At 64.4% G+C, this 21,601-nt stretch carries 17 protein-coding genes and 1 riboswitch; of the genes, 7 read left to right on the forward strand and 10 right to left on the reverse strand.

Features of this window, described 5'->3' with window-relative positions:
* Window positions 1–32: 32 nt before the first annotated feature.
* Window positions 33–938: an alpha/beta hydrolase gene (locus J8F10_RS30500; RefSeq protein WP_210660305.1), complete on the reverse strand. Its 906-nt coding sequence runs from the start codon at window positions 936–938 to the stop codon at window positions 33–35.
* A 330-nt stretch (window positions 939–1,268) separates the two neighbouring features.
* On the opposite strand from J8F10_RS30500, the gene J8F10_RS30505 reads away from it, so the two are divergent.
* Entirely contained in the window at window positions 1,269–2,198 is a 930-nt protein-coding gene (locus tag J8F10_RS30505) for a DUF1559 domain-containing protein (protein WP_210660308.1), read from the forward strand.
* Window positions 2,199–2,227: 29 nt separating this feature from the next.
* The gene (locus J8F10_RS30510; RefSeq protein WP_210660309.1) at window positions 2,228–2,638 is read left to right on the forward strand and encodes a hypothetical protein; all 411 of its coding nucleotides are present in this window, start codon (window positions 2,228–2,230) and stop codon (window positions 2,636–2,638) included.
* Between the two features lie 71 nt (window positions 2,639–2,709).
* Here the strand turns inward: J8F10_RS30510 and J8F10_RS30515 are convergent, their stop codons facing one another.
* The 7 genes from J8F10_RS30515 to J8F10_RS30545 all read right to left on the reverse strand — a co-directional run bounded on the left by J8F10_RS30515 (window position 2,710) and on the right by J8F10_RS30545 (window position 9,155).
* Entirely contained in the window at window positions 2,710–3,585 is an 876-nt protein-coding gene (locus J8F10_RS30515; protein ID WP_210660311.1) for an alpha/beta hydrolase, read from the reverse strand.
* 45 nt (window positions 3,586–3,630) lie between these two features.
* Window positions 3,631–4,164: a DUF3455 domain-containing protein gene (locus J8F10_RS30520; protein ID WP_210660313.1), complete on the reverse strand. Its 534-nt coding sequence runs from the start codon at window positions 4,162–4,164 to the stop codon at window positions 3,631–3,633.
* Between the two features lie 38 nt (window positions 4,165–4,202).
* Entirely contained in the window at window positions 4,203–4,835 is a 633-nt protein-coding gene (locus tag J8F10_RS30525; protein WP_210660314.1) for an ankyrin repeat domain-containing protein, read from the reverse strand.
* A 234-nt stretch (window positions 4,836–5,069) separates the two neighbouring features.
* Window positions 5,070–5,255, reverse strand: coding sequence for a hypothetical protein (locus tag J8F10_RS30530; RefSeq protein WP_210660317.1), 186 nt, complete (start codon window positions 5,253–5,255; stop codon window positions 5,070–5,072).
* 140 nt (window positions 5,256–5,395) lie between these two features.
* Window positions 5,396–6,325, reverse strand: coding sequence for a DUF1559 family PulG-like putative transporter (locus J8F10_RS30535; protein WP_210660318.1), 930 nt, complete (start codon window positions 6,323–6,325; stop codon window positions 5,396–5,398).
* A 430-nt stretch (window positions 6,326–6,755) separates the two neighbouring features.
* Window positions 6,756–7,625, reverse strand: a complete 870-nt coding sequence (locus J8F10_RS30540) for a TIGR02996 domain-containing protein (protein WP_210660319.1) — start codon at window positions 7,623–7,625, stop codon at window positions 6,756–6,758.
* A 30-nt stretch (window positions 7,626–7,655) separates the two neighbouring features.
* Complete coding sequence (locus J8F10_RS30545) at window positions 7,656–9,155, reverse strand: DUF1501 domain-containing protein (RefSeq protein WP_210660320.1); 1,500 nt, start codon at window positions 9,153–9,155, stop codon at window positions 7,656–7,658.
* Window positions 9,156–9,331: 176 nt separating this feature from the next.
* Between J8F10_RS30545 and J8F10_RS30550 the strand changes: the two genes are divergently transcribed.
* Entirely contained in the window at window positions 9,332–11,350 is a 2,019-nt protein-coding gene (locus J8F10_RS30550; RefSeq protein ID WP_210660321.1) for a PQQ-dependent sugar dehydrogenase, read from the forward strand.
* Window positions 11,351–11,469: 119 nt separating this feature from the next.
* Here J8F10_RS30550 and J8F10_RS40450 read toward each other — a convergent pair whose 3' ends face one another.
* Both J8F10_RS40450 and J8F10_RS30560 read right to left on the reverse strand, forming a co-directional pair.
* Window positions 11,470–12,189, reverse strand: coding sequence for a PEP-CTERM sorting domain-containing protein (locus tag J8F10_RS40450; protein WP_210660322.1), 720 nt, complete (start codon window positions 12,187–12,189; stop codon window positions 11,470–11,472).
* 474 nt (window positions 12,190–12,663) lie between these two features.
* A riboswitch (cobalamin riboswitch) is annotated at window positions 12,664–12,865 on the reverse strand.
* Window positions 12,866–13,188: 323 nt separating this feature from the next.
* Window positions 13,189–15,057 carry a M61 family metallopeptidase gene (locus tag J8F10_RS30560; protein ID WP_210660323.1) on the reverse strand — a complete coding sequence of 623 codons (1,869 nt, stop codon included), beginning with the start codon at window positions 15,055–15,057 and terminating at the stop codon, window positions 13,189–13,191.
* 192 nt (window positions 15,058–15,249) lie between these two features.
* On the opposite strand from J8F10_RS30560, the gene J8F10_RS30565 reads away from it, so the two are divergent.
* The 4 genes from J8F10_RS30565 (at window position 15,250) to J8F10_RS30580 (ending at window position 21,585) form a co-directional block, all read left to right on the forward strand.
* Complete coding sequence (locus J8F10_RS30565; protein ID WP_210660325.1) at window positions 15,250–16,638, forward strand: AAA family ATPase; 1,389 nt, start codon at window positions 15,250–15,252, stop codon at window positions 16,636–16,638.
* The gene (locus tag J8F10_RS30570) at window positions 16,635–17,408 is read left to right on the forward strand and encodes a hypothetical protein (protein ID WP_210660327.1); all 774 of its coding nucleotides are present in this window, start codon (window positions 16,635–16,637) and stop codon (window positions 17,406–17,408) included. The genes J8F10_RS30565 and J8F10_RS30570 overlap by 4 nt, the downstream gene beginning before the upstream one ends.
* Window positions 17,409–17,456: 48 nt before the next feature.
* Window positions 17,457–18,026, forward strand: a complete 570-nt coding sequence (locus tag J8F10_RS30575; RefSeq protein ID WP_210660329.1) for an ECF-type sigma factor — start codon at window positions 17,457–17,459, stop codon at window positions 18,024–18,026.
* Window positions 18,027–18,516: 490 nt separating this feature from the next.
* Window positions 18,517–21,585 (forward strand): bifunctional serine/threonine-protein kinase/formylglycine-generating enzyme family protein, encoded by a 3,069-nt coding sequence (locus J8F10_RS30580; RefSeq protein ID WP_210660331.1) that lies wholly within the window; start codon window positions 18,517–18,519, stop codon window positions 21,583–21,585.
* Window positions 21,586–21,601: the final 16 nt, after the last annotated feature.

Consider the following 21,601-nt stretch of genomic DNA (forward strand, 5'->3'; position numbering starts at 1 on the left):
GCAAGGACCGCTGTTGACCTCAACCAACCGGGTTACTTGAGGTACTTGTCGAACCAGTCGGCCAGTGTGACGACGTCCTTGTCCATGCCGGCCCAGCCGTGGGCGAGGCCCTTTTTCACGACCAGTTCGCACGGCACCTTGCTGTCCTTCAGCTTCGCGATCACGAGTTCGGCCTGTTGGATCGGCACGAGCAGGTCCGCGTCGCCGTGGACGATGAGCGCCGGGGCCGAGTCCTTCGTTACGTGGTACACGGGCGAGATCTGCTTGCCGATGGCCTTGCGCCGCTCCTGGTCCTCGATCACCACGAGCTTGTTCGTGCCCTTCTCGCGCTCCCAGAAATCGAACGGCGGGCGGAAGCCCTTGAGCGTGCCGTCGCCCAGCGCGACCTCCCCCTCCTTGCCGTAGTTGAGGAAGTCCGTGGGCGGGAAGAAGCACGCGACCGCAGCGACCTTCGACGACTGCCGCTCGACCGGATCGGTCGCCTTCGGGTTGCCATCTTTCGGGGCGCAGCCCTGCATGAGCGAGAGGTGCCCGCCGGCCGAACCGCCCGAGATGCCGAGGAGGTCCGGGTCCACGTTGTACTTCTTCGCGTTGTGCTTAATGAACCGCACGGCGCGGTGCATGTCTTCGAGAACTTCCGGGATGGTGAACTTCGGCTGGCTCCCGTGAACGACCGCGAAGACCGTGTACCCGCGGTCGATCAGCGGCTGCGCCAGCCCGGGGCCGCCGGGCTTGTTCGACACCCACCCGCCGGACACGCAGAAGATGATCCCCTTGCCGTTGGCCTTCTCTTTGGGCGCGAACACGTCCATCGTCATCGCGAGGCCGTGCTTGCGGCCGTAGATCACGTCCTCGGTGCGGGTGTAGTTCGGCTGTGCGAACGCGCTCGGGGCGAGCGCGACGACCGCGACCGCGGCCAGGAAGAAGCGGGAGAGCATTGCGGTACTCCGGGGGTGGGACGCGCAGATGATACTCGAGCCGCACCGGAGTTGGGAGGGGCATTCGTCGCGTTGTTGGTGAGGCAATTCTTAAATTCTTCACGATGTGCTTTTTGCCTCTTGCAAAAGGCGCAGTGCTGTTGGTGGCGTGTACCGATAGCTCTCCACCTCCCCAAAATTCTCCCCACCCTCTCCCGTATTCCGTCCCCAGGGCGGTCCGTTCACTCCCCCGGACTCCCGCCGCGTTCGCCCACCGTCATCATTCTTTTTTCGGGAGCCGTCATGTCTCACACGGTCCGTTGTCTCCCCGCGCGTCGCGGGGGTGCCTTGGTGCGCGCCCGGGGCCGCGCGTTCACGCTGATTGAACTACTCGTTGTGATCGCGATCATCGCGATCTTGATCGGGTTACTACTACCCGCGGTCCAGAAGGTGCGCGAGGCCGCCGCGCGCATGAAGTGCAGTAACAACCTCAAGCAGATCGGCCTCGGACTGCACAACTACGAGAGTGCCAACCAGAAGTTCCCGATGGGCCAGCGCGGACCCTCCGTCGCCAGCGCGAACTGGCGCGTCGAGATGTTCCCGTACATGGAGCAGGACAACCTCTACAAGCAGTTGAACGTCAACGATGTGTACAAAAGTGCGGTACTCCAGAACTTGGTCCTGCCGATCTGGAAGTGCCCGTCCGCCAGTGCCCCGGACACCCAACCGGCCGCGTGGGTGACGTGGTGGACGAACAACAACCACCAGGTGGCCGGGTACATCGGGATCATGGGCGCGTACCCGGACCCGACGGGGCGCTCGAACGTGGTCCTGGCCTCGAACTACGGCGGGTGGTGGGCCGCGAACGGTATGCTTGTAGCGGGCGAGCAGAGCCGCATCGCCGACTGCGTGGACGGCACCTCGAACACGATCATTGTTGCCGAACAGTCGGGCTTCGTCGGAGCTAACGACATTCGTAACGGATACTTCACTCCGTGGGGTAGCACCACGTTATCCGCCCCGCTCCGCTCACAGACGGCCGGTGCGGACTGCTGGGGTATGGGCCTGACGTGTGTTGCTTACGCCAACAACTCTCAGACCACCGCGGCCGGGTCGGACACGTCGTACAAGGGCAACTCGATCCTGAACTCCAACCACACGGCCGGGATCAACACCCTGCGCACCGACGGGTCCGTCCGGTTCGTCACGAACGGCATCGACTTCGCCACGTTCCAGAAGCAGTGCGTGCGCGACGACGGTCTGGTAACTAACGACCCGTGATCCCCCAACACACCCGGAGAACCGACCCGATGACAGCACGCATTTTCACCCGCACCGCGTGCGGGGCTTTACTCGTTTTCGCCTCGTTCGCCGCATGCGGGTGCTCGAGCGAGAAACCGACCGGCACTGTTGCGGGGACCGTGAAGTATAGGGGCAACCCGTTGACCGCAGGGGAGGTGAACTTGCTTTCCAAAACCGGCGCGGCGGGGAGCGCCAAGATCGACGCGAACGGTCAGTACAAGGTCACCGGCGAACTGGAGGCCGGGGAATACAAGGCGTATTTCGCCCCCCCGCGGGCCGAACCGCAGGCGCCGGGAACGAAGGCGTCCCCGGCGCCGAAGGTCGAAGTGCCGCCGAAGTTCCGCGACCCGAATTCCAGTGGGGTCGTCGTGACTGTGAAGTCCGGCAGTAACGACATCCCGATCGAGTTCAAGGACTGACGGCCGGCGCGTGGCGCGGATCGATCCGCGCCACGCGACTTTACTTCTGAACGCCTCGCGCGCGGGGCGCGCTACGGACGCTCCCGCGCGATCAAATCCAAGAAACCAAAGACCGCGGACCGGTACTGATCCGGGCCGGCTTCTGACAACTCCAGGTGGTCCCCCTCTTCGATCACAACGAGTTCCGTGCGCGGACCGAGGCGGGCCACAATTTCGCGGGCCTCATCGGGCGTGGCCCGGGAATCTCTTCCGCCGGCCAACACGAGTACGGGAGTTTCACGCGGTACGCCGGGCGCGGCTTCGATCGGCGCGATGCGGTCGAAATCGGGCAGTACGATCGGCGCCGTGATCCTCAAACCGGCGTAGGCGATGTGATCGAGAACCGGCGGTAAGCGCGAATGCAGCCGGTTCCAAACGGCGGTGCGCAAGTCGCGATAGGGGCACTCCAGGATGTATCCGTACACCCGCGTTCCGAGATCCCGCGCGGCAAACAGCGCGGCGGCCGACCCGAGCGACCGGCCCCACACCACGACCGGCGCCTTCGGGTGGTTCACTTCGAGCCAGTCGATTGCCGCGCTCACGTCGTGCCGCGCGGAGTACCCGATATCGTTCCGATCACCGGTCGAATCACCGTGCGCGCGAAGGGTGACCGCCAGCACGGGGTGCCCGGCGGTGGCGAGTAGTTCCACTTGAGGGAGGCACGCGGTCCGACTCCCGCCGTTGCCGTGAAGGAGAACAACGGTTGGCCGATCGGACCGGCCGGCGAAGAACCACGCGCCGAGGGTCTGGCCGTCCGAGGTGTGTAGTGCGAGTGCTTCCGCCGTTCCCCAGGGAACAGTGGGCAGCGGTTCTGGGGCGAGGGGACGGGCACGGCGCGTTAATCGTGACGCCACCGCAAACGAAGCCACGAGCCAGAGCACGACCGCGCACGCAGCAAAAACGAACACGCGACGAACCCACTTCCGCCGGACCGGATTCCCCACGAGTTCCGCCTATTTCTCGGTTGGCGCGAAGAACACGTACTTCGCTTCGTAGGGCACCCCGACCTTCGTACCCACTCGCTTCGGCGCTTCCGCGGGGGCTTTTCCGCCGCTCGTTTCGATCCGCTGAACGTAGGCCACTTTGGTGAGCGCACCGGGTTTGGCGTCGTCCGACTTCACGCGAATGAGGAGCCAGGGAATGTCGGCGGCACCCTTCGCGACCGATTTCGGCTTCTCGGACTCGTCGCGCACGAGCCGGCTCCCGTCCGCCGTTTCCCACGACGGCCCCTCGAAGTGACAGCCGACGCGGGCGCCCTTCACATCGGTCAGTTCCGCGAGCGGGCCGTCCAAGACCCACACCAGTTTGCCGTCCTTGTCGGCAACGGATTTGTAGATTTGAACGCCCTTCGCCCGCACAGCAAGAACGTCTTTGTGCCCCGCGGGGGCGGCGATCTCTTTGGGAACCTCGGGAACCTCTGCGCCTGTTGCGAGCGCGGCGATCCAGGCCGATCCGAGCAGAGCGATGGTGCGCAGTAACAGAGTCATCAGCCGTCCCTCGTTCGAGTGCGGGTCCGCGCGACGATTTACGACTTTTTCGGCGGGTCTTTCTTGTCGCCGGGCTTCCGAAGGAACGGGTTCGGCGGGAGGTCGATCTTCTTCACCGATTGCAGGTACTCGACCATTTTGTCCGCGTCCTTGCCGGCCAACTGCGCGTGAAAGTGGAGGCTGAAGCCGTGCGGCCCCTTCGCATCAATGAGCTTCGGTTGGAGCGTGAGGAACGCTTTGACCGCGTCGAGTTGCCCCATCATCGTGGCGCAGAAGATGTCGATCCGGGCGCCGCGCTCCAGGAGCAGTTCGGCCATCGCGCGGTTCCCCATGTGGGCCGCGGCGCCGAGGCCGCTCTCCCAGTCCCCGCCGCCCCAATCCATGAACGAGTTGACGAGCGCCGGTTCCTTGTCGAGCAGTTTGGACACCATCGCCGCGTCCGTGTGCGCGTAGACGACGAAATCCTGAATGAGCAGCCGGTTGATCTGCGGCCGGCGCCAGGCGGGGTTGAAGCCGGGCTTGGGGTAGTCGCGCTCGAACGGCGCTTCGGTGGGCTTGCCGTGCGGCATCGGCGCGACCGCGGGCGTATCGGCACTGAGTGCTTCGCTCCCGAGAACCACGCTCGCGGCGAACGCGGTCGCGAACGTGCGGCGGTCGATGGGGTCGGACATGGCGGGGCCTCTGTGGGCGAGAATTCGGTGTGCCGATCAGCATACCGTAACGGCCCCGAAGTGGGAGCGTAGACGCGGGAATCGGTTCGGTTGCGTGCGGCCGCCGCGTTCGCCCGGAGGGGACAGTTCGCGTCCTCGGGCGCTCGCACCTCAATTCGTCCGACCCACAAAAAATACAGCGACCCGCCGGAACCTCGTTGAAGTTCCGGCGGGCCGCGCGATTACCCGGTGCGACTAGTGCTGCGGGTTCTTGGGCGGAGGGGGAATCGGTGGCACGGACGGGTCGCCGCGCCCGCCGCCCTTCTGCACCCCATTCTTGGGCGCGTCTGTTGTGATCGGCTGTGTCGTGGGCGACGACCCACAGCCGACAGTGATCGCGGCGAGCCCGGCGACCAGGAGAGCGTTGCGGAAGCGAATCATTACGGCTCCGGGTGCGGCGGCCGCACCCGGCCGCCGGTTAAAGGTGTGAACGTGTCCGATTTCGGACGGCCTGACGAGCCGCTGCACCGCTCCCTTGCGGTCGCGGCTCGTCGAGCCGGTACGAGCCTGGTCACGGGGCTTTAGTTGCTGATGCTGGAGAAGTCCGTGCTCTGGCCGTCCTGCATCCCGGCCATGCGCTGGAACGTGTACCAACTGTCGCTGTACCAGTCGGTCGCGGTGCCGGAAAACTTGCGGATCGTGCGCACGGACCCGTCGCACATCCCAAAACACACGATCCCGGTGTGGTTGCTCGAATAGTTGGTGAGCGAGCTGGTGGTCGGGAGCGCCCACGCCGTCGGGAGGTTGCACCCGCCCATCCAGCTCGCGGCGAAGTCGCGCGCGCCGGGCGCCGTACCGCCGAGCGTTTCCCCGAACGCGATCGTGTTACTCGTCCCGTCCGAGATCCCGACGATGGTGTTCTTGGAGTTCTGCGTGTACGGCCCCTTCCACTGGTCCCAGAACGTGTCGCCGGTCGCGCCGAGCGCGCCCGAGTTGGCCGCGTAGTTCGTGCGGCCCAGCGGCGTGGCCGGGTCGAACCAGGCGTAGGCGAGCGACCCGGGGGTCGTGTAGTAGTACGCCATGATCCCGCTCGTCGGGGTGACGTCGGCCGAGTCCGACGGGCACAGGAACGTCTTGACGCGGACCTGGGCGGGGCCGTAGGCCGAGCCCCACCACGCCCCGCCGGCCGCGCCGGGCGGGAGGATAAACTCGTTGGTCGGGATCTGGGTGTAAACGTTGCCCTGCTCGATGTACGGCAGCAGGTACGCGAGCGTGCCCACGTAGGTGCTCATGTTGATGCCCGGGGGCAGGTACCCGTTGGCACTGTCGTAGCTGTGGGCGGCGAGGCTGATTTGTTTGAGGTTGTTCTGGCAGCTCATGCGCGCGGCGGCCTCGCGCACCTTTTGGACCGCGGGCAGTAACAGTCCGATCAGGATGGCGATGATCGCGATCACAACGAGTAGTTCAATTAGTGTAAATGCCGTGCGAAGACGATGGGGCCGGACCGACATGCGGATCTCCGATTAAATGGACGAAAAATAGACAGCGGGCGGCAAAACGGACAATAAGTCAATGGGCAACGCGGGCGGGCGGACCGGGCGGCACTCTTCTAGAGAGGGGCTAGCGTCCTGAAGCACTTTACCTGCCAACCGGCCGGCTCTTACGCGCCGCGGGCGCGAGAACTTCACAAGTGACGTGTTTTGCTTGCTTTCACAGCACCCGGCTTTTGCGCTCTCATCAAAGCCACATGACTCGGCCGCCGCTCCTCGCAGCAGCGTGCCCAATCGTGGTGCACAGATGAATTTGGCATGAAACGAAGCCAGCCACTCTCACAACCCCAGGCGCGCGAAATCGCCCCGGCGTAAGTCAAAGGAAACGGCCGATATGCTGAGAGATGAATGCCGGAGTTGAGTAAGTGTGCGTTGGAACGCGCAGCCGGCTTCACGAGAAGAGTTGCGAAGTGAGATTCACGCGATGTCCGAACCGTTCCCGCAGTGCCGCTTTGCCCCCGTCTGTGAGGCGCGAGTTCTCCTGCAAGTTGAGTTCACGGAGGTTCGCCAGAGTTTGTGACTCGACGAGTGCCCGCGCCCCGGCGTCACCAATGTTGTTGTCCGAAAGGTCCAGAACCTCCAGCCGCGCGAGGTGCTTGCCTACTGCGAGTGCGGTCACGGACTTGTCGACGAGTTTGTTGTGAGCAAGGGCGAGTTTGCGGAGCCGGGCGAGGGCCGGGTTCGCGGCGAGTGCCTGCATCCCGACGGCACCGGGGTAAACGCCCCTCAGCGCGATCTGGCGCATCCCGCCCAGGTTCGGTGAACCGAAGAATTTCGCGGCCGAGTGCGTACCGAGCGGCGTGAAGGGGTGGGCGCTCAGCGCGGGAACGTGCTGGAACTCCGGTACCGCGGTCATTGCGGGCATTCGGGCCCCGCCCGCTTCCACGAGGTGTAAGCACTGCACAAACGCGAACTCTTCGCTCGCCAAAAGCGCTGGTACATCGGGTTTGAGCAGTCGCGGGCCGGAGATGCTCAGGACCGGCAGTCCGCGCTCGAAGCGCCCGCTGCCGAGGGCCGCAACCGGACCGAGCCAAAGCGGAAACAGACGCTCGGCTTCTTCGGCCTCGGTCAGGGTCCGGCTCCGTACCAGTAGTTCCGGGGCGCGCCCGATGTCGCGCCGGATGAAGTTCGCTCGTGCGGCGTCGAGTGAGTTCTCTTGCTCGTCGAGCCAATCGGCGAGAACGAGGCGCGGCGTATCGTCGTCCGGGTGGTCCTTGACGGCGTCGAGCAGTGCGAGCAGTTCGGGGCGCGCGGTGCTCATGGCCGTTTCCCGTGAGTTTTACGCGGTTGCTTATGCCAGCACGTCCCGCAGGACTTGCCCCGTGGGGACGATTGACACGGGGCGGTTGGTCTTGTCGGCGATCGTCGTTTCGAGGTCGTAGCCCAGGAGGTGGTACGCGGTCGCGAGCAGGTCCTTTGGCGACACCGGGCGGTCCACCACGGTCCCGCCGATCTTGTCGGTCTTCCCCACCGTTTTCCCGCGCGCGATCCCCCCGCCCGCGAGCAGCACCGAGTACGCCTGCGACCAGTGGTCGCGCCCCGCCCCCTTCGCGCTGCTCAACTTCGGCGTGCGCCCGTGCTCGCTCAGCACCATCACGAGCGTGTCGTCGAGCATCCCGCGCTGGTCGAGGTCGCTAATCAGTCCGGAGAAGCCGCGGTCGAACCCCGGCATCAGTTCGTTCCGCATGCGCGGGTAGTGCTCCCAGTGCGTGTCCCAACCCGACCCGGCCAGCCCGAACTCGTCCCAGAACACCGTCACGAACTTGCTCCCGGCCTCCACCAACCGGCGCGCGGCGAGGCAGCTCTGGCCGAACAGCATGTGCCCGTAGTTCTCGCGCGTCTTCGCGGACTCGCGGCGCACGTCCAGGGCGTGGCGCACCGCGTTCGAGCTGATGAGCGAGTAGGCCATCTCGCGAAAGTGGTCGCGCGTGTCGGACCCCTCGCGCGCCCGGCGCGCGTCTTCCATCTGGTCGAGCAGCGACTTCCGCGTGTTCATCCGGTCGAGCGTGAGGTCGGCCGCCGGTTCACCGCCGAGCGCGAAGTACGAGTCCGGCGAGATCCCCGCGTAAGGCTCGTCGAATTCAATGGTGCGGTCGGTCAGCGTCTTGGTGATCTTCGCGGTGGCCTTCCCGTGGAAACTGGTGTAGTGCGGGTGGAACTGGTTCCCGAGGAACGCGGGGTACGGTCCCGCGCGCTGCACCTCGCCCGTGCGCTGGCTGCTGAACGGGAACGGTAGCGCGATGTTGTCCGGCACTGCCCTCTTCGCGCTAGCGGGGTTCCGGCGCTGTTCGAGGTGCGCGACGGTCGAGCCGATGAACGGCCAGTGCTTGCTGTCGTGGGGCGCCAGTTCCATCGCCACGTCGATCTCGGGAATCGACGTGGTCGCGTAGGCGACGCCGTGGATCGGGTACGGGTGCGTGACCGAGCGCACCACTGTGACGTTGTGCATCACGCGGCTCGTGTGCGGCAGCAACTCGCACACGTCGCACCCTGGCAGAGTGGAGCGAATCGACTTCAGTTCCCCGCGCACCTCCACCGGCGCATCCGGTTTCTGGTCCGCGAGTTCGATCTGGCTCGGTGAACCGTAGAGGAACAGCAGAATGCACGCCTTCGCGCGGCCGAAGTGCTTGTCGTGCTTCGCTCCCGCGCCGGCCCCGGCGGGCGGAGCTTTCCGGGCCTCGGCCCGCAGGAACGCCGGCAGCGTCAGCCCCAGAGCGGACCCGGCGGTGAGGAGGTCGCGTCGGGTGACGCCGGTACAGAGCCGCTTCGGGTTTCCGAGAACGCGCAACATGGCATGGTCCTGACGGGCCGCGGGAGGCGGGGGCTGGCGGGAACACACAATAATGCCCCGGCGCGGCGATCGGGGCAAGTGAAATGCGCGCGCGAATGCCCGGCCCCCCCTTGTCCCCGGCGCGGCATCTGGTGACACTATTTCGGCACCCATCAATTCGCGAGGACCACCACCACATGACGCGCTACCTCTCTCTCGCCGCGCTCCTGCTCGTCGCGCCGGTGTCGGCCGCGGAGCTACCCACGCCCCTCGCTACGGGGCTGGTGAATCCCGAGTCGGTCGTCGTCGGGCCGGACGGCAAGATTTACGTCACCGTGATCGGTGAGTTCGATAAGGACGGCGACGGGGCCGTCGTCACGATCGAGAACGGTAAAGTCACTCCGTTCGTCAAAGATCTTGATGACCCCAAGGGCATCGCGCTCTTCCAGAACTGGCTGTTCGTGACCGACAAAACGAAGGTGTTGCGCATCAACCGCCAGACCGGTAAGTCGGACGTGTTCGCCGCCGCGAAAGCGTTCCCGGTCGAACCGAAGTACCTGAACGACGTCGTCGTGGACCCGGAGAACGGCCTGGTCTACGTGAGCGATTCCGGTGCGAAGGGGAGCGGCGGGGCCGTGTACCGCATTAACCAGAAGGGCGGCGTCTCGCTCGTGGTGGACGAGAAGAAGTTGCCAGGGCTGAACACGCCCAACGGCCTCACGCTGGACGGCTCCTCGCACCTGATCCTCGCGGACTTCGGTGCGGGCACGCTGCACCGCATCAAACTGGTCGACGGCAGCAACGAGAAGATCGCCGACGGGCTCCCCGGTGCCGACGGCCTCACCTGGGACCACTACGGCCGGCTGTTCGTTTCGTGCCACCAGGCGGGCAAGCTGTTCGTCATCCCGCGCCCGGGGGACAAGCCCGTGCTCGCGGCCGAGGGCTTCCAGTCGGCCGCGGACACGTGCCTTGATGCGACCGGCAAGTTCATCCTCGTGCCCGACATGAAGGGCGGTACCTTGAGCGCGATTCCCGCGCAAGTACCGGGGGCGCCGGTTGATGAGAGCCCGCTGGCGCTGAAGACGGACGTCGCGTTCCCGGACCTCAAGTGGACCGGGTGGAACCCGGAAACGGCCTCGGGCCGGCCGAACCCGCTCCGCCCGCTGGTACTCACGCACGCGGGCGACGGCAGCAACCGCGTGTTCGTCGGCACGCAGCACGGCGTGGTTCATGTGTTCGCTAACGATCAGAAGGCCACCGAGACGAAGGTGTTCCTCGATATCCAGGATCGCGTGAAGTACAACGACAACACCAACGAGGAAGGGTTCCTCGGTATGGCGTTCCACCCGAAGTTCAAGGAGAAGGGCGAGGTCTTCGTCTTCTACACGCCCAAGAAGGAGAACAAGGTCAACGTGGTGTCGCGGTTCCGGCTCAACAAGACCGACCCGACCAAACTCGACCCCGCTTCCGAGGAGCAGATCATCCGGTTCGAGAACAAGCTGTTCTGGAACCACGACGGCGGAACCTTGTGCTTCGGGCCGGACGGCTACCTGTACGTCATCCACGGGGACGGCGGTCAGGGCGGCGACCCGCAGGAGAACGGGCAGAACCTGGGCGCCCTCTATGGGAAGATCCTGCGCCTCGACATCGACAAGAAGGACGAGGGGAAGAACTACGCCGTGCCGAAGGACAACCCCTTTGTGGACACGAAGGGCGCGCGGCCGGAAATCTGGGCCTACGGCATCCGCAACATCTGGCGCATGAGCTTCGACCGTAAGACGGGTAAGCTCTGGGCCGGCGAAGTGGGCCAGAACCTGTACGAAGAGATCAACATCATCGAGAAGGGTGGAAACTACGGTTGGAACATCCGCGAATCGCTCCACCCGTTCGGCCCGAAGGGTGTCGGGCCGCGGAAGGACCTCATCGACCCGATCTGGGAGTACCACCACAACGTGGGCAAGTCGATCACGGGCGGCGGGGTGTACCGCGGGAAGGCGCTCCCGGAACTGGAGGGGCACTACCTGTACGCGGACTACGTCACGTCCAAGATCTGGGCGCTGAAGTACGACGAAACCGCGAAGCGCGTGACCGCGAACCGGACGATCAAAGACCCGGAAAAGCCGGTGCTGTCGTTCGGTGAGGACGAGCAGGGCGAGATGTACTTCCTCATCGTTGCTGCCAATGGTAAGGGTATTTACCGCTTTGTGAAGCAATAAGGCGAACTGTGTTGGTGGCGCGCTCCGACGAGCGTGCCACCCGCGCACGATCCGAAACTTACTTCTCTCCCGCGCGCTCCTTGAGCAACTTCGCGACCGCACCGTATGGAACTACCAAACTACACCTGTGGGGCCGGGGCAATAACTCGCTGGCGTCGCGCGTAGACGATGAGGGTACCGGCGCCGATCACGAGCAGAATCCAACTGCTCGGTTCTGGCGTCGAGACGACCGACGGGTTTGATGCCGGGGAGGGCGGACCGGCATCGAACCCGGCCGCGAAACTCCACCCGTCCCATGAACCGTCCTTCAGAGCGCGACCGGACATCCCCGTGTCGCTGTACCCCCAGTCGGACGCCGCGTCCGGCTTGATCCAGTAACTCCAGTACCCGGTCCACCACCCTTCCCGGTAGAAGTCACCCGGGTCGGTCGGCGCTCGCCCGTCCGCCAACCCACCGTCCCGGTCCGCGGACGCGATGCCGTTCGTGAACGTGAGCGCCGGCGACACACCGAACACGCCGTTGTGGTTCGCATCGAACCCGATCCCGAACAGCGCGAACCCCAACCCCGACCCAAAATCCCCGAGGTTGGCGTAGAGCCCGGTGTTGGACGCGGCGAGCGCCCGGAGCATGTCCTCCCCCGTCGCCGCGCCGTCCCACCGGTACCCCCAGATGAACGACGAGGTTCCGGAAAAGGTCTTCCAGTCCACCACGAACGCGGCGCGGTTGCTGCCCGTCCCCACCCACACATCAACATCATCGAGAGACGTAACGAACCCGGCCTGCGCCGTGCCCGCCAGTCCCACGAATGCGCCGAGACAAAGAACCAATTGCCTGAACACGCGAACCTCCGTTCCCCCGGTGCCGGGGGCAACCCCACTCGAACGGCCGGCGGCTCTCCGGGTCAATTGCCGTCGGACCGGGCCGCGGGGTGAGCGACCCGATCGACGACACCCCGAGGCGCGGAACCGCCCCCGGCCCGCCACGTGGCGGGAGCAGGGACGCGGCCACGCGCCGGCCGTCAGTTCGTTCCGAAAGTCGCGTCGCTCGTGCCGGTGTTCCTGCCGCCCGCGTAACCACGGGCCGTAACGGACCGGTGAGAATCGCGCCGCGCGCGATTTGTGAGGAGGAGTTCGACCTGGGTGAAACCGCGATGCGCGGCGCGCGGCCGCGCCGGGAACGGGAAACGCACGGGCTGCTCCTTCTTCGCCGGGCCGGGCGAGGAAACGCCTACGAACCGGGTCGGACGGGCAGCGCTGCGCACGCGCGCAGACGAGAAGACCTGCCGGTCCGGTCGCCTGGGGTCCGAGGCACCGAACGACTGACTGCGACAGGCAGGTCTTCTGGCTCACGGCTTCTATCGGGTTCGAGCGGCCTTCCCACGGGATGACCCCGCAGTGGCACTGGTGCCCGTTCCCTTAGCCGAATACAGCAGCGGCCCTGCGCCGGATTCTCACCGGCTTCCCTTTTCACCCCCGCCGCGAGAACGGCGGGGGCACCTGTCGAGTGGGGTGAGTTATACGCGACCGACACACCGCGTCTAGAACGGCGAAAAACTTCACTTCACAATCATATCTGGCACCAGTTTGCGCATTACCGCGCGCAAACAATTGGCAACAATGGCCGGCACCGACCCCGCACGAGTTTTCGATCCGCGGATTGCTTTCGCCGCACCGGGCGGTAAGGGTTGATGAGCGCCCGTGTTACTGTGTTGAATTGATGGGTTCGGTTTTGGTTTGGTGGCACACGCCTCTGGCGTGTGCCACCAAACCAAAACACAATGGTCGGTCGTCCAGGTGGTGCCGACTCCGGCGCAAGAGAACGCGCGTTTTGCTGCTCTTTTACTTCGTTTTCGGCTTCACGACTTCGGCCAGCACGTCCGTCTTGCCCTCGGCCTTCTCCAAGCGCGGGTAGCGCGCCCCGCCCTTGTAGTCGAGCGCGTGCGTTTTGAAGAAATCGCCGCTCTCGGCGAGCAGTTCGAGCGTCCCGCTAGTCTTGGTTGCGGCGACGGCGGCCTTCAGGTTGTCTGTTGCGAACCGGCGCCCGTTGACCGCGATCAGCTTCATCCCCGGCGCGAGGCCCGCTTTCGCGGCGGCCGAGTTCGGCACGACGTCGCCCACGAGCCCCTCCGCGCTCACCGCGAACCCGACCGAGTCGGTCAGGTTGACACCCTTCGCGAGTCCCTCCATCGTGGTGAACAGATCGGTGGGCTTCTCGGTGTAGGCGAGCTTCCATCCGCCTTCGGTGATGCCTTCGAGCGGCGGTGCTTCCGCCGGAACTTCGACTCGGCGCGCGAAGTACGCCTTCCAGTCGCGTTCAGCGACCGCGTTGAGCGCATCAATGACGTTTTCGAGATTGTACCCGCGCACCACCGGCGCTCCGGTGCCGTTCCCGAAGAAGGCCGCGCAGAAGTCATCGATCGACTTCGCGCCCTTCGTTTGCGTGCGGATGAGCACATCGACTTCGAGCCACAGCAGCGTGCCCTCGTCGTAGAAGTCCACGGCCCGGCGCGCGGAGCGCCACGCCCCGGTCGCGTCGAAGAGCGTGCTCGCGGCCGCGGCGGTGTCGTCGAGCGGGCGCCAACCGCGGGCCTTCACGTTCGTCATGCGCGCGGCGGTCATGGCGAGGTAGTCGCGCGCTTCTTCAGCGGTGAGTAAACCGGAGCGCGCGGCGAGCCGCCACCCGAGGTAGTTGGTCAGGCCCTCGTAGACCCACAGCAGGCGCGTCTGCTGGGGCTTCTGGTAGTCGGGCATAATCATGTCGGCCGGGCGCCGAAACTTGCCGTTCCAGGCGTGAACGAACTCGTGCGGGAACAGTGTGGCCGCGGCCTTGCGCTCGCTGGCCTTGACGAGTGCGAGTTCGGCCAACCGGTTGTCGCTCGACTGGTGGTGCTCGATCCCGGCCCGGGGAATGTGGTTGCTCAGCCCGAGCAGGAACGTGTAGTCGCGGTACGGCTTCGCCGGGCCGAACAGCGCTGCGGCCTCGCCGGGCAACTTGTTCCACGCCTTGAGGGTGGCTTCGGGCACTTCGAGCCCGTCCGGGCTGTCGCACGCGAGCACCACGCGGTGGAGTTGCCCCTCTTGCCCCGCGCCGATGGGAACGATGCGCACGTTTTCGCCCGCCAGGAGCGGCGAATCGATGAGCGCTTCCAGCGTGACCTCTTTGAACGCGACCCGCCCGTCTTTCTCCTCGCGCGGCACCAGTGCGGTGCCGTACTTCCACTTCTCTGGCAGCTTTACCGTGGCGTCGAACGTGAGGCCCAGCGGCTTCGCCAATTTGGGGTACACGAGCACGTCGTTCCAGTTCATCGTCATGACCTTCGGCGACGCGACCGTCATGAACATCGCCCCGCCCTCGGCACCGGCCGCGAGCAGCAGGTCGAAGGTCACTTCGATGGACGTGGCCCCATCCGGCACCGTGCAGTTGATGGTGAACGGGTCCGCGTCATCGCGCTTCCAGTCGATCGCCTTCCCGCCGGCGCGCACGCGAAATTCGGTCACGTTCGCGATCTGGCCCACCGGTCGGTGCCGACCCGGAATCCACTTCGGGTAGTGCAGCGCGACCGGCCCCGGCGCGGTCGGGATCACCTCGCGGACGTGAACGACCTTGCGCGACACCTCGGACGCATCGACAGATAGTTCAATGTTTTGTGCGAAAGTTAGTGGTGGAAACGCAGCGAGGGCGAACACAGCGAGCGCGAAACGCGGCATGGCAGACTTCTCCGGTTGCGAACGGGAGCCGCCATAATACCCACCGCGCCCGCGCAAGTGTACTTGTGACGCCACGGAACGCGGTTCACCTTTCGTTCGCGCTGGTGCATCGGGCGTGTTCGACTCGTCAGCGCCGCGCTGGAGCGGTAAAGTGAATACGGTTTCATTTCACACCCCAACACCCGCAACGACATGGCCCAGCGGAACGGAACGTCTGGGAAGCCGACCAAAGGTGCCGCATCGCCCCCACCCGGCGAACCGGAGCGCCAAGCCGCCTACTTCCTGTCACTGAGTCTGGAGAACGTCCGCTGCTTCGGGCCGAAGCAAACGCTCGATCTCTCCGACGGCAACGGCAAGCCCGCGCCGTGGACGATCATCCTCGGACTGAACGGAACCGGAAAGACGACGCTGCTGCAGTCGTTGGTTGGGTTTGAACACCTCCCAAGATATCTGCTTTCCGAAGGTGAGAGTGAGCCACACGCCCGATTTTTTGAACTGCCAGTTGAGACATTGCTCAATGGTAAAAACCGGGAAGCTCGCCTTTCGGTCGATGTTGTATTGGCAAAAGGCGTGGGACGTGTCCCACTTGAGCACGGTGGGTGGTCGCTATTGGTCACGGGCGAAGGTGGAGGTGATCTAGACTCTTTGATCTACGGCTCTGATAGTGGCTTACCACCACCTTGGTGTTGTGCTTACGGTGCCGGTCGGCACATTGGGACGGCAGCCCCGCGTGAGTCAGGTTTTGACGACCCAACTGCAACACTCTTCTCGGATAGTGCTGAACTTCGCAATCCCGAGGAATGGTTAATTCGCCTCGACTACGCTGCCGTAAAAGCATCGAAGAGAAAGGATGCACGAGAGCGGCTCACGCAGGCGAAGGATCTGCTTCTTGCGATCATGCCAGATGGCGAGATCACCGACATTCGCCTCACGACTACAAGTGGACCGAATCCGAAACCGCGGGCAGAGTTCCAGACGCCTTACGGTTGGGTTCCACTGCGTCAGCTTGGGTACGGCTACCAGACGCTCATTACGTGGGTCGCCGACCTCGCGAACCGCATGGCCGAGCGTTATCCCGACAGTGCGAATCCACTCACGGAACCGGCCGTGGTGCTTGTGGATGAGATCGATCTGCACTTACACCCGAAATGGCAGCGGAAACTGATGAGCTTCCTCACGGAGCGGTTCCCGAACACGCAGTTCATCGCCACCGCACACAGCCCGCTCGTTGCGCAGGCCGCGGCCGACGCGAACTTGGCGGTGCTGCGGCGCGAGGGCGATCACGTCATCATCGACAACGAAGTGGACAACATCCGCAACTGGCGCATCGACCAGATTTTGACGAGCGATTTGTTCGGTTTGGAAACCGCCCGTCCTCCGCAAGTTGAAGCTCTACTGCTGGAGAGAAAAGCCCTGCTCACGAAGCCGAAGCAAACTGCGGCCGACAAACGCCGGTTGACCGAATTGAATGCGCAGATCGGCGAGCTTCCGATGGGAGAGACGACCAAAGAGATCGAGGACCGGCAGAAGATGCTGAGTCTGCTCGAAAGCTTGGCCAAGGAGCGAAAGCCCGCCTCATGATTCGCGTCGTGAAGCTCGTCGCGCCGCCGCCCGTTTTGGCCTCCCGAGGGGCGACTCAGAGGCAACATCATTGCGATGAGTATGATGCGGCGAAGGATGATTTCCGCAGTGGGGCTCGCACATTCACATTCGCCGACGCCATCTACGCCGCGGAAGAAGTGAAAGACATCCTCCGAACTGCACAACATTCCAAGTGCGCGTTCTGCGAATCACACTTCACGCACACCGGTTACGGCGACATCGAGCACTTTCGGCCAAAGGGCGCGTACAAGCAACGCGAAGCCGACACCCTTAAATACCCCGGCTACTACTGGCTCGCCTACGAGTGGTTGAACCTCTTCTACTCGTGCCAACTCTGCAATCAACGATTCAAGCGGAACCTATTCCCGTTGAAAGACGGACGCAGCCGCGCCCGCTCACACAATCACAACCTCGCGAACGAAGAACCGCTGCTCATCGATCCGGCTACGCATAACCCGCCGGATTACATTGGTTTCCGCGAGGAGTACGCCTTCGCTGTGAAAGGATGTCGCGAGGGCGAGGCCACCATCGACGTGCTCGGACTGAACCGCGAGGAATTGGCTGAGAATCGCCGTAAGCGGTTGCAAGACCTTGAAGCTCTCGTTCGGTTATGTGTCCTCCTACGTCAAGAAGTAACAACCAACCCCGCTTTAATCTCCGAACTTCAACTCTGGGAAGGGCAATTGCAAGCAAAGCAGCAGGACGCCGCCGAGTACGCAGCGATGGCTCGCGCCTTCCTCGGGCCGTGAGACGTCATTCCGTTGCCCGGAGCGGTCGCGACGTTTATCCTCACTTCCATGAACGAGATCACCCGCGTTCTGGACGACATCCGGGCGGGCACGGCCGGGGCCGCGGAACTTCTCCCGCTCGTGTACGATGAGTTGCGCCGGCTCGCGGCGGCGAAGCTCGCGGCCGAGAAGCCCGGCCACACGCTCGAAGCCACCGCTCTCGTTCATGAGGCGTACCTGCGACTCGGGCACGAGCAGCAATTCGACCACCGCGGGCACTTCTTCGCGGCCGCGGCCGAAGCGATGCGCCGGATTCTCGTCGACGCCGCGCGCAAGAAACGGTCGGCGAAGCACGGCGGCGACCTGAACCGCCTCGATGCGAACGACGTGTCCATTGTGGCCCCGCGCCCGAACGAGGATCTGGTCGCACTCGATGAGGCTCTCGATGCGTTCGCGGTCCTCGAACCACAAAAAGCCGAACTTGTGAAGCTCCGGTACTTCGTGGGCCTGACCATCGAGCAGGCGGCCGAGGCGCTGGGCATTTCCCCGGCCACCGCGAAGCGGCACTGGGTGTACGGCAAGGCGTGGTTGTACCAGCGAATGAGTGGCGAGGCGCCGCACCCGGAAGACGCAGAATAGTTGAGATCGCCGCGAACTTGGTGAGCGCGAAATCGTTCGCGCGCAAATGGGATTTGTTCTTGCGTTCACTATTTGGGTTGTGGTAGCATTGTTCGTAAGGGGCACGCATCAATCGTCTGTAAGATGCTCGGTGCGTGCTTTCGGGCGGGAACCGGCTCGGTACCACGAAAATGTTAGCAATTGTTAGTGTCGAGGCGCACCGGACGAGGGAGGCAACCCTGGAGTTGCTGAAATCGTAGTGTTTGCGGGAGTTCGCTGCTCGTGTGATGTTGGGTAACACGCCCCCCGAAATTCCCTCCAGCGCGGGCGCCATGTTAGCCATGTTAGCCACGCGGCGAGCGAATCTGGGGCGGCGGACTTCGTGGATTGGTCCCAATCGTGTCGTCGCTGTTTTCGTTGTGTGGCTGTTCCGCGTCTTTCTGAAATTCCGTGAGCCACTTTTGCTCCCATTTTCGCATTGATGGCACCGAGCCCTTTGTGGGGAGCCGCCATGACTGATGAAACGATCTTCGCGACCGCACTCGAAAAGACCGATCCGGTCGAACGGGCCACGTATTTAGTTAGCGCCTGTGTCGGTGATGTGAAGCGCCGACGGCGAATCGAAGGGTTGCTCAACGCCCACGAGGGCGCGGGCTCCTTCCTCGAACACCCCGCGGTCGCTGCGCCCGATCCGGACCGCGCCGACGCACGTACCGTGGCGCACGACTCCGCCGGTCCTGCCGACACCGACGAGGCGCTCCGGTTTCTCGCGCCTCCATCGCGCCCGGATTCGCTCGGCCGAATCGGGCACTACGAGGTGCTCGAAGTGCTGGGGCGCGGTGGGTTCGGAATCGTGTTCCGTGCGTTCGACGACGTGCTGCAGCGGGTGGTCGCGGTGAAGGTACTCGCGCCGCAAATGGCGGCCACATCACCCGCGCGCAAGCGGTTCATTCGCGAAGCCCGGTCGTCGGCCCGAGTGCGGCACGAAAACGTAGTGCAGGTCCACGCGGTCGAGGAGCAACCGCTCCCGTTCTTGGTGATGGAGTTCGTGCCCGGCGAGACGCTCCAACAACGCCTCGACCGTTCCGGTCCGTTAGACGTGGCGGAGATCCTGCGGATCAGCCGGCAGCTCGCCGAGGGGCTGGCCGCGGCCCACGCGCAGGGCTTGGTTCACCGCGACATCAAGCCCTCCAACGTGCTGATCGGCCCGCACCAGCAGGTGAAGATCACCGACTTCGGCCTCGCGCGAGCTGCGGACGACGCGAGCATTTCGCAGAGCGGGATCGTGGCGGGTACGCCGATGTACATGGCCCCGGAGCAGGCGCGGGGAGATACTCTCGACCACCGCGCCGACCTGTTCAGCCTCGGGAGCGTGCTCTACGTGATGTGCGCCGGGCGCCCGCCGTTCCGCGCGAGCGGGACACTGGCCGTGTTGAAGCGCGTCTGCGACGAAGACCCGCGCCCGATCCGGGAAGTCATTCCCGAGATACCGGAATGGCTGTGCCGGATCGTGGAGAAGCTGCACGCGAAAGACCCGGACCAGCGGTACCAGAGCGCGAAGGACGTGGCCGCCGTACTCGCTGACTGTGAGCGCCAGTTACAGGAACACAGCACGTTAGTGGACGTCGCGCGTATCCCCAGTGGCAAGCCCGCACCTGCTCCGGCCCCGATTCGGCCCTTCAATCGGGTTCTGTTCGTGATGCTCGTGGCTTTCGTCGCGGCTCTGTTCATGCCGGACCCGGCGCTGGCCTTATTAGTTTTCATCGGTTTGGTGTGGATACCGCTCGTGTTCCCGGGGGTGCTGTCGTTTCTCGGGCGGACCCCTAAAACCGGGGGCGAACAGATCCCCCCTCCCGTGCCGGTCACACCGAAGTGGCTCAAAGTGGGTGAGGTGACCGCGAAAATTGGAATATCGATCTATGTCATGTTCGCGATTTTTTGGCACACGAATATCGTGGCGTATTTGCGCGATCAAGGCGAAGTCGAAGTCGTCCCGGACCCCGAACTGGTATCGGTGATTGTTCACCAGGGTGACGATGCGGTCACCGATTGGTTCGATGTGAGCGCGCACCCCAAGATTAAATTGCCGCCGGGCAAGTACAAGCTCGAACCGGGGTTCCGCTCTCTCAAGCGGACCGCGGGGCACTGGGAGATCACGACGCACGGAGCACTCACCGGCCACTCGTCGCGGACGAGCGCCGACCGCGCACCGGGGTTCGAGATCAAGCGCGGCGAGTGGGTCACCATCCGGGTCGTCATGCGCGACAACCCCCAGCGCACCGACCACATCGAGTCGCCCGAACCGCAGCCCGCGCCCGCGTCGTTCGACGCGGTTCAAGCGAGCGAGCTCCAGAAGTTGTGGTCGCGTCACCTCGTTCTGCCGGTCGAACATACCAACTCCATCGGCATGAAATTCCAGCTCATCCCGCCCGGGCGAATACAGGTCGGCAGCGCGTCCGAAGCCGTTGCGACCGCGATCAAGGCAACGGGCCCGGAGGCGTGGGCGCATCAAGAAATTCAAAGTGAAGCGCCCGCCAAAGAGGTAACGATCGATACCCCGTTCTACATGGGTTCTCATGAAGTCACGCGCGAGGAGTTCGAGCTATTCGTGACGCAAACGGGCTACATCACGACGGCGGAAGCGAGTGGCCGGGGCGGTTGGGCCTGGGACGAAAACAGTGGGCGCGACGTTCAGAAGCCCGAACACACCTGGAAGAACACGGCGTATGTGCCTTCACGCAAGCACCCGGTCGTGTTCGTGACACTGGCCGACGCGCAAGCGTTCTGCGCTTGGCTCACTCGGAAGGGCGGGCGGACCTACGTCATCCCGTCCGAAGCGCAGTGGGAGTTCGCGTGTCGCGCGGGAACCGCAACGCCTTGGTACTGTGGCACCGACCCCGAAGCCCTCGGCGCCCACGAGTGGATCAAGACGAACTCCGACGATCGGAGCCACGCAGTGGGCGAAAAGAGTTCCAACCCGTTCGGCCTGTTCGATATGTCGGGCAACGTTTCGGAAATCGCACTCGATTTGGATCGCAAACCGGTTCACCGCGGCGGCACGACCGCGTTTTCTCCCTGGCTGTCTCGTTCCGCGTCGCGCTACCGGGTCGGCGAAGCGGGGTACAGTCACGCCCGCAGTGGGTTCCGTGTCGCTATCAATGGCCTGAAGACGAAAATCGAGGAACCGAAGCAAACGCCCGTTCCCGAAGTCGTGCAACCGCTGCGCGACGCGGTGGCGGCCAAAGGGCGCGCCCTGGAATACGTCAAGAAGCGGTTCGGGGGCGGCCTCGCCAGCAAGCTCGATGTTCTCGTTGCGGAAGCAGAATGGACCGAGGCGCGCATCAAGTTGGCGGAAGCCGAGGGGGACAAGCCGGCCGTGATCGAACGGCTCGAAGAACTCGTGAAGCAGCGCTCGGAAGAGCGCGAACTGGTCGCGCTGCGTGTCGAGGTCGGAGTCGACCGCCAGGAGTTACTGGACCACGCCGATGCGCGCCTCGCAGAAGCCAAGGCGCGGCTGGTGCGGGCCAAACCCGCACCGCGCGGGCTCCCGGTCGCTCCTCCGCCGCACCCCGCCCCGTAACAAGGTGGATCGGTTC

This window comes from Gemmata palustris (assembly GCF_017939745.1).
In the GTDB taxonomy this organism is placed as follows: Bacteria; Planctomycetota; Planctomycetia; order Gemmatales; family Gemmataceae; genus Gemmata; species Gemmata palustris.

What these genes read in the sequence shown, in the direction of transcription:
- J8F10_RS30560 (WP_210660323.1), bottom strand. Translation starts at nt 15,057, where the DNA reads ATGCCGCGTTTCGCGCTCGCTGTGTTCGCCCTCGCTGCGTTTCCACCA.
- J8F10_RS30550 (WP_210660321.1), top strand. Translation starts at nt 9,332, where the DNA reads ATGACGCGCTACCTCTCTCTCGCCGCGCTCCTGCTCGTCGCGCCGGTG.
- J8F10_RS30580 (WP_210660331.1), top strand. Translation starts at nt 18,517, where the DNA reads ATGACTGATGAAACGATCTTCGCGACCGCACTCGAAAAGACCGATCCG.
- J8F10_RS30540 (WP_210660319.1), bottom strand. Translation starts at nt 7,625, where the DNA reads ATGAGCACCGCGCGCCCCGAACTGCTCGCACTGCTCGACGCCGTCAAG.
- J8F10_RS30525 (WP_210660314.1), bottom strand. Translation starts at nt 4,835, where the DNA reads ATGTCCGACCCCATCGACCGCCGCACGTTCGCGACCGCGTTCGCCGCG.
- J8F10_RS30545 (WP_210660320.1), bottom strand. Translation starts at nt 9,155, where the DNA reads ATGTTGCGCGTTCTCGGAAACCCGAAGCGGCTCTGTACCGGCGTCACC.
- J8F10_RS30510 (WP_210660309.1), top strand. Translation starts at nt 2,228, where the DNA reads ATGACAGCACGCATTTTCACCCGCACCGCGTGCGGGGCTTTACTCGTT.
- J8F10_RS30565 (WP_210660325.1), top strand. Translation starts at nt 15,250, where the DNA reads ATGGCCCAGCGGAACGGAACGTCTGGGAAGCCGACCAAAGGTGCCGCA.
- J8F10_RS30500 (WP_210660305.1), bottom strand. Translation starts at nt 938, where the DNA reads ATGCTCTCCCGCTTCTTCCTGGCCGCGGTCGCGGTCGTCGCGCTCGCC.
- J8F10_RS30535 (WP_210660318.1), bottom strand. Translation starts at nt 6,325, where the DNA reads ATGTCGGTCCGGCCCCATCGTCTTCGCACGGCATTTACACTAATTGAA.
- J8F10_RS30570 (WP_210660327.1), top strand. Translation starts at nt 16,635, where the DNA reads ATGATTCGCGTCGTGAAGCTCGTCGCGCCGCCGCCCGTTTTGGCCTCC.
- J8F10_RS30530 (WP_210660317.1), bottom strand. Translation starts at nt 5,255, where the DNA reads ATGATTCGCTTCCGCAACGCTCTCCTGGTCGCCGGGCTCGCCGCGATC.
- J8F10_RS30575 (WP_210660329.1), top strand. Translation starts at nt 17,457, where the DNA reads ATGAACGAGATCACCCGCGTTCTGGACGACATCCGGGCGGGCACGGCC.
- J8F10_RS30520 (WP_210660313.1), bottom strand. Translation starts at nt 4,164, where the DNA reads ATGACTCTGTTACTGCGCACCATCGCTCTGCTCGGATCGGCCTGGATC.